The following is a 15807-nucleotide window of genomic DNA, read 5'->3' as shown; positions in this document are numbered from 1 at the left end:
ATATAAGTATAGGGCTCATTAATTACAAGCCCAATTTAGGTTTCTAATTAGTTATTAGAACTTAAAAGGCGCGAAAGCCACTTAGTCAGCCAAAAATTGCCTCGTAGTTTATTTGAATTATCAGCTTCTTCATTGCTGCTATCCCCAATTTGGTATCCAGAGTTCTGTAATGGCTTATAACCGTTTAAATTAACATCATCTCCTTGTTTTAAAACAAATGTATTTACATCTAAACTGTTATCAATACTAACGTTCAATGTAATATTAAACTCTTTTTCGATTGTAGAAACTGTATTGCGTTTGTTATTAAAAATGTGCGCTATAACTGCACTGTGTGCTACTAAATCAAAAGACTTATTTCGATTCTTGTTAGCAATATGTTGTAAATCCCTTAGTATTGATGAAACAATTACTTCGTTTGATTTTACTCTTCCAGTACCTTTGCAGTGTAAACACTCTGTAGTATTAATTTCTTGTATGTTTGGTTTAATTCTTTGTCTTGAAAATACCATTAAACCAAAGTCATTTATGTAGCTAAATTGAACTTTAGCTTTATCATCTTTAAACGCTTGCTTTATAGCAGACTCAACAGCTCTGCAATACTGATATTTCAACATATCAATAAAATCGACTACTATTAATCCTGATAGGCCCCTAAGATTCACCTGTCTTGATATTTCAGGTACTGCTTCCATGTTGGTTCTATAAGCTGTTTCTTCTATGCTATCTTCTCCTGTCATCTTTCCTGAATTTACGTCTATTGAAACAAACGCCTCAGTTAAAGTTATTATCAAAGACCCACCAGATGGCAATTCTACTCTATTGCTATATAACTCAGAAATTTGATCTTCGATTCCGTAGTAAGTAAAGATCGGAGCATAACCTCTATACAATCTATAGCGCAACTTACTACCTTTTAGTGCATTGTTAGCATATTGCCTAACTGCCTCAAAAGCTTCCTTTCCAGACACTATAACTTCTATACCATCGCTACAAAAATCACGAACAGATCTCATAATTACATCTGCTTCATTGTAAATTAATGATGGAACGTTTACAGAGAAGGCATTTTTTTGAATGCTCTGCCATAATGAGGATAAGTAATTGTAATCCTGCTCAATTTCTTTCTTATTTTTTCCTGAACCAACAGTTCTTACTATTAAACCTGATCTTTTTGGCAAGTTTATTGAACTCAGTATCTCCTTTAACTGCTTTCTGACATTAGCATCTTCAATTCTGCGAGACACTCCACCTTTACTCATGGAATTTGGCATGAAAACACAGTATCTACCCACTAAAGTTATGTATGTTGTAAATGAAGCTCCTTTATTGCCTCGTTCCTCTTTAGTTAGCTGAACCAATACTTTTTGATTTACTGAAATAACATCTTGTAATTTGTATTTTTTATATAAAGGTACCTCTCTTACAAAACCACTACCTGATTCGTTGACATTCTTACTAGCTGCAGAATCTGAAGAAACATTTGCTGAGGCTTCTTCTATACAATCGTCATTTGAGTAGCCCTCAAAGATAGTTTCCTTTTCTTTTTCTGGAATGTTGAAGTAATCTAGAGATATCTCGGAAAAAGACAAAAAACCTTGCTTATTTTTCCCATATTCAATAAATACGGCTTGCAAAGAAGGCTCTATACGCTTTATATAAGCAACGTATATATTACCTCTTAATTGTTTTTTTTCCTTGAATTCTTGTTCAAATTCTACAACCTTGTTATTAATTGACAAGGCAACTCTTACCTCATTAGAACAGATAGAATTTTCTATCAATAATACCCTTTTACCACTATTTGTCACTTATTTACCGTTTGCTTTTTATTCTGAAGTTAACTTTATGCTACTTAATGCACTGTTGATTGTCAAGGATTTTGCAATCTGCATTATTCGATTGACTTTTAGTATTTTGCGTAATAAACTCGCATAGAATTTATTATATCATTATAAGTATGGCGAAAAAAAATGCTTCTTTGCTCGTTAAGTTAGTCAGCACTGCAATCAAGATAACAAAAACTGGTGAAGAAAAATCAACTGGCTATTTTTATGTAAAAAAGCGTAATCCAAAAAAGCTCACCAAAAAACTGGAGTTTAGGAAGTATGACCCAGTAGTCAGAAGGCATGTGTTATTTAAAGAAGAAAAACTAAAGTAATTTTTTTATAAGGAATTTTATTATTATGCAAAATTTACAATTAAGTTATCCTATAATAGTAGAGTTGGGGGATGTGGAAGATACAAAACTGAAATTAATAAAGGTCATTGCACAATTAATAAGTAAGAAGTACACAACACAGAAAAAAGCAGCAAACGCTCTAAAGATTGATCAACCTAAAGTATCTCAAATCAATAGGTCAAAAATCGAAGGGTTCTCCTTAGAATACTTGCTTAACTTATTGATTGTATTGGGCCAAGACATAAACGTAAGAATAAAGCATAATTCTAAACCTGCATAATATGGTATCCGTTCAGCCAATGGCGTCAACTTAAGGAAAAATATCAGCGATAGTGTATAAAATTTCTCTCTAAAACTTTTACCATTAAATTATCCAGAAGCCGCAGGAAACAGCACTTTTGTTTCTATTTTATTTCAACAAAGAAGTTTAAAATGTGTCCTTTTTAGGTGAAACATGCAAAAAGGAAAAAATTTTATTCTACAAATTAAAAATATAATATACTCGAAAGCTTTTCAGAGAATCCATTGTGTTGAGTTTTACACGAACAAGAAAACTTCCTTTTTCGACAGTATTTTCTATGATTTTAAAGTTAGTTAAAAAAAGTTTGGGAATAGAATGTGAACTTATGGAGCCATTGACATGTACCCTCAAAGCAAGCTTTTTCTAAAGCAAGGTATAAGATTTGCCATACAGGCTTTCAAGAATTTAAGCATCCAAACAGCCTATCAGGATGAACCTGAGTTGGAGAGGCTATAGACTTATTGCAGCAGATGGTTCTGGTATGAGATTACCCAGCTCTGAGGAAATTGTATCCGAGTTTGGCCGCTTTAAACCAAATGGAACAACAGGCACAATGCCACCATTGGCAAGAGTTTCTTTGTTTGTTGATTTGTGTACTTCGCTGATTTGTAGTGCTCGTCTTGCGGCTTGGAATATAGGTGAACAAACGTTGGCGGAAGAGCAATTACCCGAAGTTATCACTCAAATGCGTTTATTAAATCAAGAGAAATTATTATTTATCTATGATCGTCTTCAGTAAAATTCATTCAGCAGCATTATGATTTGGAAGTAGATTTTATTTTTCGCTTGCAAAAAAGAAATTATAGCAAGCTATGGGAACGAATTGCATCTGGCGAATTAGATTTCGATTTTATATTAGAAAATGAAAAGCTAAAAAATAAAATGAAAGGACAGAAAGTAAGAGTTATAGTGCTGACATTAGCCAACGGAGAAACAGAGGTATTGATTACTTCACTTTTTGACCGAGTAAAATTTACTTTGGAAGATATCAGCAAAGCTTATGTGTTAAGGTGGCATATAGAGGAGTGCTATAAACGACTCAAAATAGGTGCAGAATTAGAGAATTTTTCTGGCGTAAATTTAGAGGCTGTATTACAAGAATTTTGGGCAAACTTAGTCATGTGTAATATATTGTCGCTTCATATGTGTGATGCACAAGGGCCTTGGAATCCAGATCAAATTGCTGAGTATCGTTTAAATTTTTCAGTTTTATTTGGTGTAATGAGGCAGAAACTCTATCAGGTACTTATTGCGCCAAAAAACTTTCAAGCCCTTTTTAAGTATACGCGCTAAAGTTAAAATCCGACCAGGACGATTGTATAGCCGCGATAAGGTAGATAAGCCCAAACGCCATCATGTCTTTAGGAGAGTTTGCTAATGAAGGCTCTTGAGTTGACGCCATTGTCCGTTCAGCGGAGTGGCAAAATAAGGTAGACAAGATAAATCAATCTCGGTGTCAAGCACTGGGATGACAAGGTATAAACCTTATCGTCATGCCGCCGCGAACCGTCATACCGCGATTCATTCGCGGTATCTCTAGATCCCGCTAACAAGTAGCGGGATGACGGTTATCAGGCCAGCACCCCTACGATGTCATCCCAGTGCGTGACACTGGGATGGCTTTGTTGCATCGCTCAAGTGAAAAGAACTGGCAGTTACTGACAAAATTCATTATAAATAGCCATTTAACTGTTGAAGAAAAAATATGCCACAAAAAATGAGAGTCAGTAACTGCCATGAATATAACAAATTTCTCCAAGAAAGAGGAAGCATTTTTTGTTATATCAATGACGCCATAGAAAATTGGTACGAGAATTGTCCAAAAATGCAGGGCGGCAACTATATTTATAGTGATAAAGTTGTGATTTTGGTGCATATAATCGTCAGTTTCTTTAGAATTGGTTTAAGACAAACAGTCGGGTTTATAAAAGGGTATTTGCAACAAATAGGAAGAGATTTGGCAGTTATCAGCTATTCACAAGCATCAAGAAGGTTTAAGAAACTTAATATTAAGATAAATGATTGCAGAATTGATAAAAATAATATGGAAGATATCGAAATTGCTATAGACAGTACAGGAATTAGTATATACAACAACACACAGCAAGGAAAATAGCACTGACAGAAAATATCGTGGCTATGAGCAAACGAGAAAATTGCACGTAATGTTGAATATAAACAACAAAAAAGCCATAGCTGTAAAATACAGTAACGGTGTCTACTCTGATCACTATGGAGCTTGTGATTTGCTAAAAGAAGTTGATTTTCAGCATGCCATAAAAGCACTATATGCAGATAGAGCATGTGATAGGCACAAGTTTTATAAGTTGTGTAACGAATATGATATAAAGACAAAAATTCCACCAATAAACAATGCGGCAGAACATCCAGAAATAGATTATATGTCTGACAGGAATGCTGCTATTAGGTTAATAAAATTATACGGTGAAGATGGCATGAAAGAATGGAAAAAAGAAGTAAATTATGGGAAAAGATCTTATATTGAAGGGTTTTTCTCAAGATTAAAGCAAATATTCGGATTTAGTTTTAGGAATAAATCTGAGATAAATCGAGAAAAAGAACTAAATGCTATTTGCTTAATAAATTCACTGATATTGGTATGGCTAAATTTGAGATAGTTACATGAATTTACCATAAATCACCATCTCATAAAGTGTGATGCAACAAAGCCCACTGGGATCCAGGAATTTTATTAAGTTAGTAAGCATAAAAGCAGCCATTTTATGTTAAAATACAACGTTTTGATGATTATGAAAAAGCTGGATTCCAGACTGGAATGACACCATTTGTTGTAAACTCACTTCTTCTTGATTTGTAGAACAATAAAACAGTAAGCTAAAAGGGAACTTATTACTCAACAAAACAAGACTGAAAATTTTGTGCAATGCTATTGATTATAGCTAGATATGCATCTTTTCCAGGCTCTATGTCTGATCCAATAGGATCAAGAACTACCATTTTTGCGTCATTAGAAAGGGCGTTAGGCTTTATGCTATCTTCCTGTGAATGAGCAAATATACATTTAACGTTTTCTTCCTTCATTATCTTTTTTAGCTTCATTAAACTCTTCATACCTATGTAAGAATCCTCTTCTATGGAAAGAATAGCGCTTGGATGATTTAGACCGAAATATTTTTCAAAATATTGATAAGCATCATGAGTAACGATGTATTTTTGATTTTTAAAATCATTCAGTTCTTTCATGATTTCTTTTACTTCTTGGTCTATTTTTTTTATAGCTTTTGTTGCATTAGAACTGTATCGATGGGAATTTCCTTTATCTATGTCAGACAATGTTGCACTTATAGAAAGTATCATGCTCTTTGCATTTTCGGGACTCAGCCACATGTGTAAATCTTTTTCATCTTGAATGTGAGTGATTTTTCTAGAAAATGAATGTGGCCGAGTAGGAAGTAGGTTGATTGCCTTTGACAATTGCACTAGTTCTTTATTATTTTTGGCGAAAGTTTGAACAAACGTCTCTAAGTTATCGTCAACATAAAATATAACATCACTTGATTCTAAATTACTCGCATCAGATGGCTTTAATATATAATTATGTGCAGATGTTGCATAGCCAAGCAATTCCGGTTCTAAAATCCCTTCTGTAACAGAAGCTACAAGTGAGTGGATAGGTTTGATTGTAGCTACAACTTTTAAATTGGATGAAAAGGCAATATTATAGTATAGTGTAAGTGAAAGTAATAGAAAAAAAGCCAGTAAATGTCTCATATAAACGTTGAGAAGAAGTTAAATTTTGTCAATAAATTGAATAATGTCAATAATCGTGTTCTAAAAATAGAAAATCTTGCTCTCGCATATGATGGTAAAAGAATCCTTGACAATATCAATATGTTCATGGAAAGAGGAGACATAATTACAATACTTGGTCCAAATGGTGGAGGTAAAACCTCTTTAGTGAAAGCAATTGCTGGTATAAATAAAAATTATACTGGAAATATTGTGTTAGCTGAGAACACAAAAATTAGCTACATGCCGCAAAATTTTAGTATTAGTAATTTGATGCCAATAACAGTTGAATATTTTCTTTTAAATAGCTCCTTGAAAAGACTAAAGAAAAATCAATCCATTATTACAGAAACGATAGAGTTGGCTGGTATCGGTAACATTTTGAAAAATCAAGTGTTAGAAATTTCTGCAGGGCAAACACAATTATTACTGCTTGCACGTTGTTTAATTGCAGAGCCTGACTTGATCATTCTAGATGAACCAGTTAGTGCAATGGATATTAACGCGCGGGCTAAATTTTATGATATTATAAATAAAATAGCAAAAAAACGATTGGTATCGATTCTTATGACTTCTCATGATCTTAACTCTGCTCTACCATCCTCAGATTACATAATTTGTATAAATAATACTATCTATTGCCAAGGCAAGCCTGATGAGATTATGAAAAATAGAACCCTAAATGAAATATTTAGCAGTTACGCAGCGAAATGATTCAAAATATTTTGCGTCTTCTGCACATAACTACGGTGCTGACGCGTTACAATATATTACCTTATTTACTTCCACCATCAAAAAAATCAATAAATAAAATACAAGGCCACAAGCTAAAGTGTGCTCTTGAAAAATTAGGTCCGGTGTTCATTAAGTTTGGGCAGTCTATCTCATCACGTACTGATGTTTTAAATGAGGATATAACAAATAACTTGTTATTGATATGTGATAGATTGCCATCATTTTCACATAAAATAGCAGTTAAAACTATAGAAAGTGAGTTTAATTGTAAATTGAGCGACATTTTTTCAAGCTTTTCTGAAAAGCCAATTGCAGCAGCATCGATTTCTCAGGTGCATAGAGCGGTTACAACTGAGGGTAAGGAAGTTGCTGTGAAGGTTTTAAGGCCAAATATTGAGAAAACATTCTCAAGGGATATAAAAATGCTTTCTTGGCTTGCAGAAATTGCAGAAAAATTTAGCGAACAATCAAAAAGGCTGAGGCCAATTGAATTAGTCAAAACTTTTGCTGAAATTTGCCGATTAGAGTTAGATCTACGTTTTGAAGCTGCTCACTCTTCGGAACTAAAGGAAAACACAAAAAATGACAGAGGTTTTTACGTACCTGAAATAGATTGGAATAGAACTTCGAAAAAGGTTTTAACATTAGAATGGATAGAAGCAACGCCAATATACGAAGTTGAAAAACTGAATAATCGTAAGCAAATAGCTATCAATCTTATAGAATCGTTTTGCAATCAAGTATACAGGGATTGTTTTTTTCATGCTGATATGCATCCTGGAAATCTAATGGTTGATAGTAATAACAATATTATTGCCCTGGATTGTGGAATCATGGGTAGAATAGATCGTGAGACATGCTATTACGTTATAGAGATACTCAAAGGCTTTTTAAATCGGGATTATGATCACGTTGCAAAAATGCACTTTAGGGCTGGTTATGTTTCATCACAGCATAGAAATTTTGTCACAGCTTGCAGGGCAATAGGTGAACCCATTATTGGGCAGCCTATACAGAAGATTTCATTTGCTAGTTTACTTGCTCAGCTATTAAAAATAACTGGTGATTTTGATATGAAAGTTCAAACACAATTGTTATTGCTGCAGAAAACTATGATTTTACTGGAAGGGACATGTAGAAAGATCTACTCAGAAATCAATATGTGGAAAGTAGTTGAAGCGTGGATAAGCAGTCAACATGAAAATAAAATAGGGTATAGGGAAAAAATTAGAAGTTCTTATCCTGTAAAAACAATCCAAGGGATATTTAGCCTTATAGAAAAATTAAACCTAATAGCTGATAAAAAATTAGAAAACATCCAAATTAAAAATAAATCAAATGGAAAAGTCTATTTTTTATTGTGGTTTGTAATTATAATTCTAATCGTTAAACTTTTAATTTCTTAAACTATGGGAAAAAACTGCGTCAAATCCAATTTTTATTCAACTTAATTTTTAATCTGCAGGAGCCGAGTTGAGAATGTCCAATTTTCCACTTTCTTTATGTATCTGTTCAGCAGAGTGGCAAAATAAGGTAGACGAGAAAAGACAACTATAGGAACAAATGGGTGTCATGCCAGTGCGTGACACTGGCCTCTTGTTTCAATGTTAAACAAAATACCATAGAATTCAAAAAAACAATTCCTAGAAAATTTCTACATCCAAAAAAGGCATAAGTTATGTTAATGCTGTTTGAATGAGATGATATAAAGATAAGCCAAATTTTTACAAAGAAAACATTTCAAGCAGCAAGACACCTTTGATTGAAAGAGAGCACCAAATTTATGGGGTGAGTAACTGCGCTATTTCAACTATAGTATTTTCTAAAACGAATGATAAACGTCTAAAATGGTATTACCAACTAAAAGGTGTAAGTCTGTACATTGATGCATTAGAGGTCTGAGGCAACTTTTGATGGTGTGCCAACAATGCTCTATCGGATTTAGATCAGGTGAATATGTTGGAAGATAAAGCAAATGACAGCCAAAAGACTCTATTAATGACTTTGTTTTGGGAGTTTTATGGAATGTAGCATTATCCATAACTATGGTTGTATCACGCTGTAATTGTGGAAGTAATCTTCGCTCTAACCATACATTAAATATATCTTTATTACACCCTCCTGTGAAGGTCATTGGTGCAATAAACTTCTCATCCACCTATTATACTCACTCTTTCCCGCTTTTTTCCTGGAACATCAGCATATATTTTTTCTCCTCTTGGAGCTCGTGCATATTCTCGGTATAGTCTATTATCAACTCCTGCTTCATCTATATATAAAATGCTACAGTGGTCTATTTTTGAGACTTTATCGATAAATTGCTGCCTATCTTCTTGATTGCGCTCTTGATAGAATGTGACTTTTTTTAAAGGTTATTTTTAGCTGTCTTAATCTATACCAAATTGCACTTATCCCAAAGCCAAGGTTTTGTTTCATTTCTGCTAGTGTGTGATCTGGGTGTTTTTTGACATATTCTTTGAGTATTTCTGGATCTATTTTTCGAATAAAACCAGTACTTTTTACCGCTTTGAGACCTTGGCCAGTAGCTTTCTTTTTTAGCCATCTATATAGTGTTGCTATCCCTATCTCAAAAACCTCTGCAACTTCAACCTTTGACTTTCCTTTTTCTACCAAAGACACTGCTTTTTCCCTTAAATCTACACTATATACCATCGCTTTCCCTACTTTAAAAAAACATATTATACCTTTATCATTCGCTTTTGAAAATACTATAGTTAGCGGAATGACGGTTTTTCAAATTGTCGGTAAATCTAAGTCAGTTTAGCTATAATTTCCTAAATTTGCTCACAATCTCTTGACTTGACACATATGTTTTTTTCCCAAATGTTACTATCTTCCTCCTTTTCCTTTCTCAATTTGTGCAACCATTTCCTTTACATTTGCATGCGTGAGAAGGGAATTTTTGCTGACATGAGATTTTGGATCAGATTTTGCTGTTACGTGTTTCGTTGCAGATCTTTTATTCTCTGTTAGAAATGAATGAGATTGTTTTTTCTTCACACCGATATCCGCTTGTGCTGCTGGAGTGGTTTTGCTTTCAGCAAGCTGTACATTAGCATTTCCTTTTGCTTGATTTTGCTCAAATTTTTCTTTTAATGCCTTTACTTTACTGCCCATCTCGCGATTAGCTCCTCCTTTCATAGTAGCTGCTGCTACTTTTGGTATCGCCTTACCAGCAGCTTTTTGTGCTGATTTCCTATTGTCTTGATTTTCAGATTTTAGTGGTACTCTTTCAGCTGATTTTTTAAGAATTACTCCTACTACTTTTGGCTCTGTGCTTACTTTTTGATTAGCACGGCTTAGATTTTTAGGCTTTGGCGGTACTGCAGGTTTATCTTTGATTACCACTTTCGATTCTTGTCTAACTTCTTGACCAGTAGTAAACATTTTTTTTGGCACTTGCGGTGGTTTTGGTGGTACGAGGGATTGAGGTTGTTGTTTCTGCTTACGTTCTCTTTTTGCTTCTATATGTTCTTTAGGAACTGTTGCATAAATTGGCTCTTCTTTGGGCGATTTTGAACTCTGCGAATTTTCTATTAAAATTTTACTCTTCTTCTCTTGATAATTTGATATCTCTTTGTATACAGACTCTTCATTTAATGAACTTCCATAGCCTGAATCTTCTCTCTGCTCATATAAAGGATTTTCCTTTTGCTTTTTCTCTTGATAATTTGATATGTCTTCATATTCAGACCCCTGATCTAATGAACTTTCATAGCCTGAATCCTCAGAAGGATTTTCCTTAGCATCAGGCATACTAAAACTATTAGCTCCTTTTAGTAAAGAAGATGTAGACTTTGCCTTGCTTTCTCCATCTGAGGATATTTCTGATTTAAAGCGTACCTTCCTCGAATCTGGAGCAGCCGGAGGTGCTGTTGTTGGTCGCTTTATTTGCCTCATGCGATTACCACCTAATTTTTCTTTCGGCTGTTCTTCTTTTCGCAGCTCAAAAGTACCTTCCTTTTGCTTTCTACCTTCCAAACTCACTTCGTGTGATCTATCTTTTCCTTGACTCTTTTCACTTTGTTCTAAATTTAAAGAATCTTTTAAAATATTATTTTTTCTGAAATCTTTTTCTAATTGTTCCAAGAGATCAATTTTTTTTAAAATTCTTGTATACTTAGCTGCTGTTTCTAAAGTGAAACTTGACAACTCATCATTTACAAAATTACTTATACTACTGTTCTTGGTTGGAAAATTTTTTCCCAAAATTCTATTCATTAATGTTTTAAAAAGACCTAATGGCTGTTCTACATAATTGTTCAAGTCAGTATATATAACAAACTCAGCTATACCTTTTGCCTCACCTGTAAAACCTTCTAATGCATGAGATAAATCCCTTAACGTTTTGTTATATTGTTTCTCTGCATTTCCTAGCTTTACAGCTTTGATCAGAGAATCGAGATTTTTTTTATAGTTCTCACTTTTAAATGGATTATTCATACTAATTACAGCTCATTATTTATTAAAATATAGATCTAAAATATTAAGATCTAGTAAATATTACTTTTGTAATTCATGTAGAACTATAGCTATAATAAGTAAGATTTCCCTACGTCATACCGCCGCGGTATCTCCAGATCCCCCTAACAACTTACTATTACCCACAAATATAAAGTTCGTGAGCAAGTCGCCATCCTTCTGCTAAATCAAAGAGACGTTTATATCCTTTCCAAAGAGTAATTGGTCCTGGTTTTGGGTCATTTTTTCTTGCTAAATGGCCTCCAAGTTCATGAAACAGCTTCTTTTATGTTGGGAACTACACTTGGACATGGTTTTCTGTGTATTTTAACGTATAAAACTTTCCATTCTTCTTCAGCTAATAAGGTAGTACATGGTAATGTTGGGTTAGCTCTTGCAATTGATGTAATAAAGAAGATCCTCCAAGCAATAATACTCATAACTGTTAGATATCTCATTAGTCTTTCTGCTATTCCAAGCCTACATTCTTCAACTTTGAGACCGGATTTAAAATTTTATGTAATATCTCTATTTTCCATCTAAGGCAATTGTAAGTTAAAAACGTGATATAAAAGAGATAAGAGAGAAAGATAACCCTGCTCACTAGGAATAGCGGGCGTGCGCGACCGAAAGGAAATTGGTATTACAACCGTTGGTATCAAGGTACGCTAGCCCTATCTCTCGATACGTTTGAATAGTTGCTTGGGACATATATATGCACCCGTTTACAATCTTAAATTAACTAAAACTATCGAGGTTTATTATGGTTACATCTTATCAAAATTTTATTGGCATTGACATCGGAAAATTTAAAAATGTCGTTGCAATTCACAAACAGAAGAATGCTGTCGAATTTGATAATAATGCTTCTGGTTGGCAACAATTATTTCAAGAGTTTTCAGATATTCTACCTAATGCTTTAGTGACTTTAGAAAATACAGGGAAATATGAGCTTGGCTTATCACATTTTCTTACCGACAAAAATATTGCCGTGCATCGAGCTAATACTCGTAAAGTAAAAAGCTTTATTTTATCTCACGGAACTTTAGCAAAGTCTAGATGCAAGAGCTCTTGCTCAATATGGATTTGAACGCCATAGAACTATCTCTCTATTTGTACCTACCTCTACAGAACAATCAACTTTGGCTGCACTTTGTCAACGTCGTGATGATATTACGCAAATGAGAACTCAAGAAAAATGCAGACTTGAAGCACCGGAAAATGATCATATAAAAGAAAGCTGTCAAAAGACCATTGAGTTTTTCGATAGTCAAATAAACGAACTCAATGATACTATACAAAAGATTATTGATGAAAGCCGCGAATTACAACAACGCCAAAAAATTCTTAAAACAGTTCCTGGAATAGGTAAAAAGTTATCACAAGATTTTTTGTGTTTAATGCCAGAGCTTGGTTACTTAAATAGAAAAGAAGTAGCAAGTCTTGCCGGAGTTGCACCGCATCCAAAAGAAAGTGGTAAAGCTGTTGGTTACCGAAGGATTACAGGTGGTAGAAGTAACGTTCGTTCAAAGCTCTTTACAGCCGCTATGGCTGCTACAAGGTCAAAATCTATACTTGGCGCCTTTTATTCTAAGCTTGTTGAAAGTGGTAAGAAGAAGATGGTGGCTATAACCATACGCGTCAAGTTAAGAGATTGTGAGCAAATTTAGAGAGGTTAAAGTGGATACTCTAGCCCTTCTACGTTTGTCTTTTAATGAAAATCGCGACCAAGTTATAGTGAGTTTTTTAAGAAATGCTTTTAAACTATTAATTTTGGTTAATACTAAAAATAACTCTCTAACCCGCCTTTTTAGCTCAATAAATGCCTTTGTTAAGCTAAGTTCTGTATTCTTTTTCACTTCTGTGCAACCAACTATGCCGTGAAATATAAGAATTGCGCACAATTTAGCATATAGTTCACATAATACTCTGCATGGCTTTCCTTTTAGCTTATCAAGCCTGATATGGCTTTTATACAATTTAAATAATAACTCAATTTGCCACCTTACTCTGTAAATCGTTAATACTTGCTCAGCACTAATTTTATTTTCTGGAACATTAGTTATAAATATTGACCAGTTCAACAATTTTTGATTTCTTTTAGAGGATGTATATCCCTGCGATCTTGCTAATCTATTAGCTTTCCTTCTTCTGGCCATAGACTGTTCTTCAGTTAGTTTCTGACATATAATTCTTACTCTAATTTTTGCTTCTTTTCCTAACAATACCTCGTTTTCTAAAAATAACTTATCCTCTAAACATTCTAATAACTCCATTTTTTGATTTGTTTCTACATCATATATGTTGGTATCGGATTTATAACGACTTATGAAATAAGCTCCTATTTCATTGATTTGTTTAAAAGAACTTGGCACAAAATAACCGAGATCAGATATTAGCAAATCATTGCTTAATATATTACTTAAATGTTTCCTATATCCCTGGTCTGATCTTACCCCCTCCGTTAAATTAAGTTGGTCTATTATCTGATTCATGTAGTCGAAAACTAATTGTAACTTTATTCCAGACTTAGTATTGCTTTCATAGCCACTGTAGCTAGTACCATAACCTTTATACATCTCTTCCATACTGTTAGGTAGAGTAATATAGCTACTGTCCAATAATTTAACACTATTAAATTGCTGTAAGATTTTGCAATCAACTTGCAAGATATTTTTAAAGAGAATCACAGATTCATTATACATCCTTTTCATAAATTCCACTGCTTCTTCAGTAAATCTAAAATCCAAACCTTGTTTTGTTATATCTATCGAGTCCTCGTTTAGTAATTGACACATTGTTTCTACGCTACAATTATCAACTCCTATATTACCCAAGACCATGGCTTTTACGAATGATGAACCTTTTAGCTTTCTCTTTCTTTTTATAAACCTTGTTGTAATTGAGATTTTCTCTGCTTTTTCATTAAAAAATTCTTTGAGCTTTTTTGATAAGCAAGTTATTTTATTCATTGGTTCTCTCACTAAAAGTATATCTGGGAGAACTTATACCTTATTATTCTATCTCTTTCATACCTTTATTTCCTTAACTTGACGCGTATGGTGGCTATAACAGCCCTAATGCGTAAAATTATAGTAATTGCTAATACAAGACTTAAAGAAGCAATTAATTTGCATACTTAAAAATCTTCACAACGGTAACTGAAATTGGCTAATGAATATGTGCGTCCACACAGACTTAAAGCACATATTCATTAGCTTAAGCAGAAATTGCTGTGGTAGCTGTTTGATATAAAATTCTATTTCTATGACAAACGGGTTTTTATTGCCCATATAATTTGCAAAATTACACAAATAAAAAAATTTTTAAAAAACATAGTTGATACCAACTAATTTTTTCAACAGCTTCATCGAAAGTATTAACTGAAAGATTCGTTAATAGCATCCATTCTAGCGGTTTTTTTTAAGGGAAGGGGAGTTTTCTCAACAACATAAACTGCATAAAGTGGTAATTTAGGTAGTTCTTCCGTCTTATGCCTAATATTATTCTTAGATGGATTCATCATAAACTTTCCAAATCTAACTTCCAAACGTGCTGTTCTTTTTGGCTTATTATCTTTTACAGGAACTTCAACTTCTACCGTACCTGCACAATGAGAGGATTTAATAAATGCCCATAACTTCTGCTCACCTTTTTCAGGATATCGAGATTTTCTATTTACTGCTCTATCTCTGCATGCTCTAACTAGCACTGCCGAATTAAGATTATGTGCAAGCTCAAAAAAGTCATATATATCTGCTTCTCTATCGCATACAGTTATAGTCTCAGTTTGAGTTGGATCAATAATATTATTTGTTTTTCTTAAAGTTTCCAACCACTTTACGCTTTCTTTATCTTCAATGCGATCGCTCTTTTTTTTAAGGTTCTCAGTTTCTTCAGGTCTTGAATAAACTTTTTGATCTAGTATCCCTAGTACCAAACCTTCTATACTAACGGCAAGAGCTGTATGCATTATAATACCTTTTGCAGTATCATAACTGGACAAATTTGCTAATCCGCTTGTTTTTTTATGGTTATTATATACAATGTAACTGGTATCTTGAATGACAAGAACCCTCTTGTGAGCTTTTGTTCTCTCAACCGTCTTATTAATATGTGTAGCTAAAATATCACTTTCTTTTACATTCTCATTTTGAAAAAAACGTTATGCTGTTTTTGCTTCTGACCAACTTTCACATGCTTGATTAATCTAACTTTCAGGTAATTTTGTCAAACATATCAGCAATCTTTACTAATCGCTCAGTTAACCTTTTATCTCCAAATTCATTTTTAGCCCATTCACTACTTTTACTTGCCATTTTACACCCTCAATATT

At 33.6% G+C, this 15807-nt stretch carries 13 protein-coding genes and 4 pseudogenes; 8 read left to right on the top strand and 9 right to left on the bottom strand.

Going from position 1 to position 15807, the window contains the following annotated elements:
* Positions 1-47: 47 nt before the first annotated feature.
* On the bottom strand, positions 48-1811 hold the full coding sequence (locus tag ABWU73_RS01110; RefSeq protein WP_264329440.1) for a ribonuclease E/G: 1764 nt from the start codon (positions 1809-1811) through the stop codon (positions 48-50).
* A gap of 149 nt (positions 1812-1960) precedes the next feature.
* Here ABWU73_RS01110 and rpmG point away from each other — a divergent pair, with 149 nt between their 5' ends.
* The 3 genes and pseudogenes from rpmG (at position 1961) to ABWU73_RS01095 (ending at position 3861) form a co-directional block, all read left to right on the top strand.
* A complete protein-coding gene (gene rpmG, locus ABWU73_RS01105) occupies positions 1961-2161 on the top strand; it encodes a 50S ribosomal protein L33 (RefSeq protein WP_010082633.1) in 201 nt (66 codons plus the stop codon).
* 25 nt (positions 2162-2186) lie between these two features.
* A complete protein-coding gene (locus tag ABWU73_RS01100) occupies positions 2187-2462 on the top strand; it encodes a helix-turn-helix domain-containing protein (protein ID WP_264329441.1) in 276 nt (91 codons plus the stop codon).
* A gap of 174 nt (positions 2463-2636) precedes the next feature.
* A pseudogene (locus ABWU73_RS01095) lies at positions 2637-3861 on the top strand (IS4 family transposase).
* Between the two features lie 207 nt (positions 3862-4068).
* Here the strand turns inward: ABWU73_RS01095 and ABWU73_RS01090 are convergent.
* Positions 4069-4197, bottom strand: coding sequence for a hypothetical protein (locus ABWU73_RS01090; RefSeq protein WP_353285494.1), 129 nt, complete (start codon positions 4195-4197; stop codon positions 4069-4071).
* Between ABWU73_RS01090 and ABWU73_RS01085 the strand changes: the two genes are divergently transcribed.
* Both ABWU73_RS01085 and ABWU73_RS01080 read left to right on the top strand, forming a co-directional pair.
* On the top strand, positions 4189-4599 hold the full coding sequence (locus ABWU73_RS01085) for a transposase (RefSeq protein ID WP_151807722.1): 411 nt from the start codon (positions 4189-4191) through the stop codon (positions 4597-4599). The genes ABWU73_RS01090 and ABWU73_RS01085 overlap by 9 nt on opposite strands.
* A 49-nt stretch (positions 4600-4648) precedes the next feature.
* The gene (locus ABWU73_RS01080) at positions 4649-5122 is read left to right on the top strand and encodes a transposase (RefSeq protein ID WP_250296353.1); all 474 of its coding nucleotides are present in this window, start codon (positions 4649-4651) and stop codon (positions 5120-5122) included.
* 232 nt (positions 5123-5354) lie between these two features.
* Here ABWU73_RS01080 and ABWU73_RS01075 read toward each other — a convergent pair whose 3' ends face one another.
* Positions 5355-6236, bottom strand: a complete 882-nt coding sequence (locus ABWU73_RS01075) for a zinc ABC transporter substrate-binding protein (RefSeq protein ID WP_264329442.1) — start codon at positions 6234-6236, stop codon at positions 5355-5357.
* Here ABWU73_RS01075 and ABWU73_RS01070 point away from each other — a divergent pair.
* A complete protein-coding gene (locus ABWU73_RS01070) occupies positions 6228-6968 on the top strand; it encodes a metal ABC transporter ATP-binding protein (RefSeq protein WP_038199232.1) in 741 nt (246 codons plus the stop codon). The two genes, ABWU73_RS01075 and ABWU73_RS01070, sit on opposite strands and share 9 nt — an antisense overlap.
* Positions 6965-8395 carry a 2-polyprenylphenol 6-hydroxylase gene (gene ubiB / locus ABWU73_RS01065; protein WP_070356945.1) on the top strand — a complete coding sequence of 477 codons (1431 nt, stop codon included), beginning with the start codon at positions 6965-6967 and terminating at the stop codon, positions 8393-8395. Before ABWU73_RS01070 ends, ubiB begins: the two co-directional genes overlap by 4 nt.
* Before the next feature lie 416 nt (positions 8396-8811).
* Here the strand turns inward: ubiB and ABWU73_RS01060 are convergent, their stop codons facing one another.
* The 4 genes and pseudogenes from ABWU73_RS01060 to ABWU73_RS01045 all read right to left on the bottom strand — a co-directional run.
* Positions 8812-9147, bottom strand: a complete 336-nt coding sequence (locus ABWU73_RS01060) for a transposase (protein ID WP_049973597.1) — start codon at positions 9145-9147, stop codon at positions 8812-8814.
* 167 nt (positions 9148-9314) lie between these two features.
* The gene (locus ABWU73_RS01055) at positions 9315-9662 is read right to left on the bottom strand and encodes an IS630 transposase-related protein (protein ID WP_022626382.1); all 348 of its coding nucleotides are present in this window, start codon (positions 9660-9662) and stop codon (positions 9315-9317) included.
* A 177-nt stretch (positions 9663-9839) separates the two neighbouring features.
* Positions 9840-11453: a hypothetical protein gene (locus tag ABWU73_RS01050; RefSeq protein ID WP_010962938.1), complete on the bottom strand. Its 1614-nt coding sequence runs from the start codon at positions 11451-11453 to the stop codon at positions 9840-9842.
* Positions 11454-11610: 157 nt separating this feature from the next.
* A pseudogene (locus ABWU73_RS01045) lies at positions 11611-12018 on the bottom strand (IS4 family transposase); the annotation flags it as partial.
* A gap of 216 nt (positions 12019-12234) precedes the next feature.
* On the opposite strand from ABWU73_RS01045, the pseudogene ABWU73_RS01040 reads away from it, so the two are divergent.
* Positions 12235-13105: pseudogene (locus ABWU73_RS01040) on the top strand (IS110 family transposase); the annotation flags it as partial.
* 12 nt (positions 13106-13117) lie between these two features.
* On the opposite strand, the gene ABWU73_RS01035 reads toward ABWU73_RS01040, so the two are convergent.
* Both ABWU73_RS01035 and ABWU73_RS01030 read right to left on the bottom strand, forming a co-directional pair.
* Entirely contained in the window at positions 13118-14443 is a 1326-nt protein-coding gene (locus ABWU73_RS01035; protein WP_264339118.1) for an IS4 family transposase, read from the bottom strand.
* A 364-nt stretch (positions 14444-14807) separates the two neighbouring features.
* Positions 14808-15790: pseudogene (locus ABWU73_RS01030) on the bottom strand (IS4 family transposase); the annotation flags it as partial.
* Between the last annotated feature and the right edge of the window lie 17 nt (positions 15791-15807).

It is taken from the genome of Wolbachia endosymbiont (group A) of Andrena helvola, assembly GCF_964028415.1.
GTDB lineage: Bacteria > Pseudomonadota > Alphaproteobacteria > Rickettsiales > Anaplasmataceae > Wolbachia > Wolbachia pipientis.
The sequence above is the reverse complement of the archived record's forward strand: the minus strand, read 5'-3'. Positions and strand labels throughout refer to the sequence as shown.

Excerpts from the sequence above, each read along its gene's own strand:
- ABWU73_RS01085 (WP_151807722.1), top strand. The coding sequence starts at position 4,189 with ATGCCACAAAAAATGAGAGTCAGTAACTGCCATGAATATAACAAATTT.
- ABWU73_RS01075 (WP_264329442.1), bottom strand. The coding sequence starts at position 6,236 with ATGAGACATTTACTGGCTTTTTTTCTATTACTTTCACTTACACTATAC.
- ABWU73_RS01050 (WP_010962938.1), bottom strand. The coding sequence starts at position 11,453 with ATGAATAATCCATTTAAAAGTGAGAACTATAAAAAAAATCTCGATTCT.
- ABWU73_RS01035 (WP_264339118.1), bottom strand. The coding sequence starts at position 14,443 with ATGAATAAAATAACTTGCTTATCAAAAAAGCTCAAAGAATTTTTTAAT.
- rpmG (WP_010082633.1), top strand. The coding sequence starts at position 1,961 with ATGGCGAAAAAAAATGCTTCTTTGCTCGTTAAGTTAGTCAGCACTGCA.
- ubiB (WP_070356945.1), top strand. The coding sequence starts at position 6,965 with ATGATTCAAAATATTTTGCGTCTTCTGCACATAACTACGGTGCTGACG.
- ABWU73_RS01100 (WP_264329441.1), top strand. The coding sequence starts at position 2,187 with ATGCAAAATTTACAATTAAGTTATCCTATAATAGTAGAGTTGGGGGAT.
- ABWU73_RS01070 (WP_038199232.1), top strand. The coding sequence starts at position 6,228 with ATGTCTCATATAAACGTTGAGAAGAAGTTAAATTTTGTCAATAAATTG.
- ABWU73_RS01080 (WP_250296353.1), top strand. The coding sequence starts at position 4,649 with ATGTTGAATATAAACAACAAAAAAGCCATAGCTGTAAAATACAGTAAC.
- ABWU73_RS01055 (WP_022626382.1), bottom strand. The coding sequence starts at position 9,662 with ATGGTATATAGTGTAGATTTAAGGGAAAAAGCAGTGTCTTTGGTAGAA.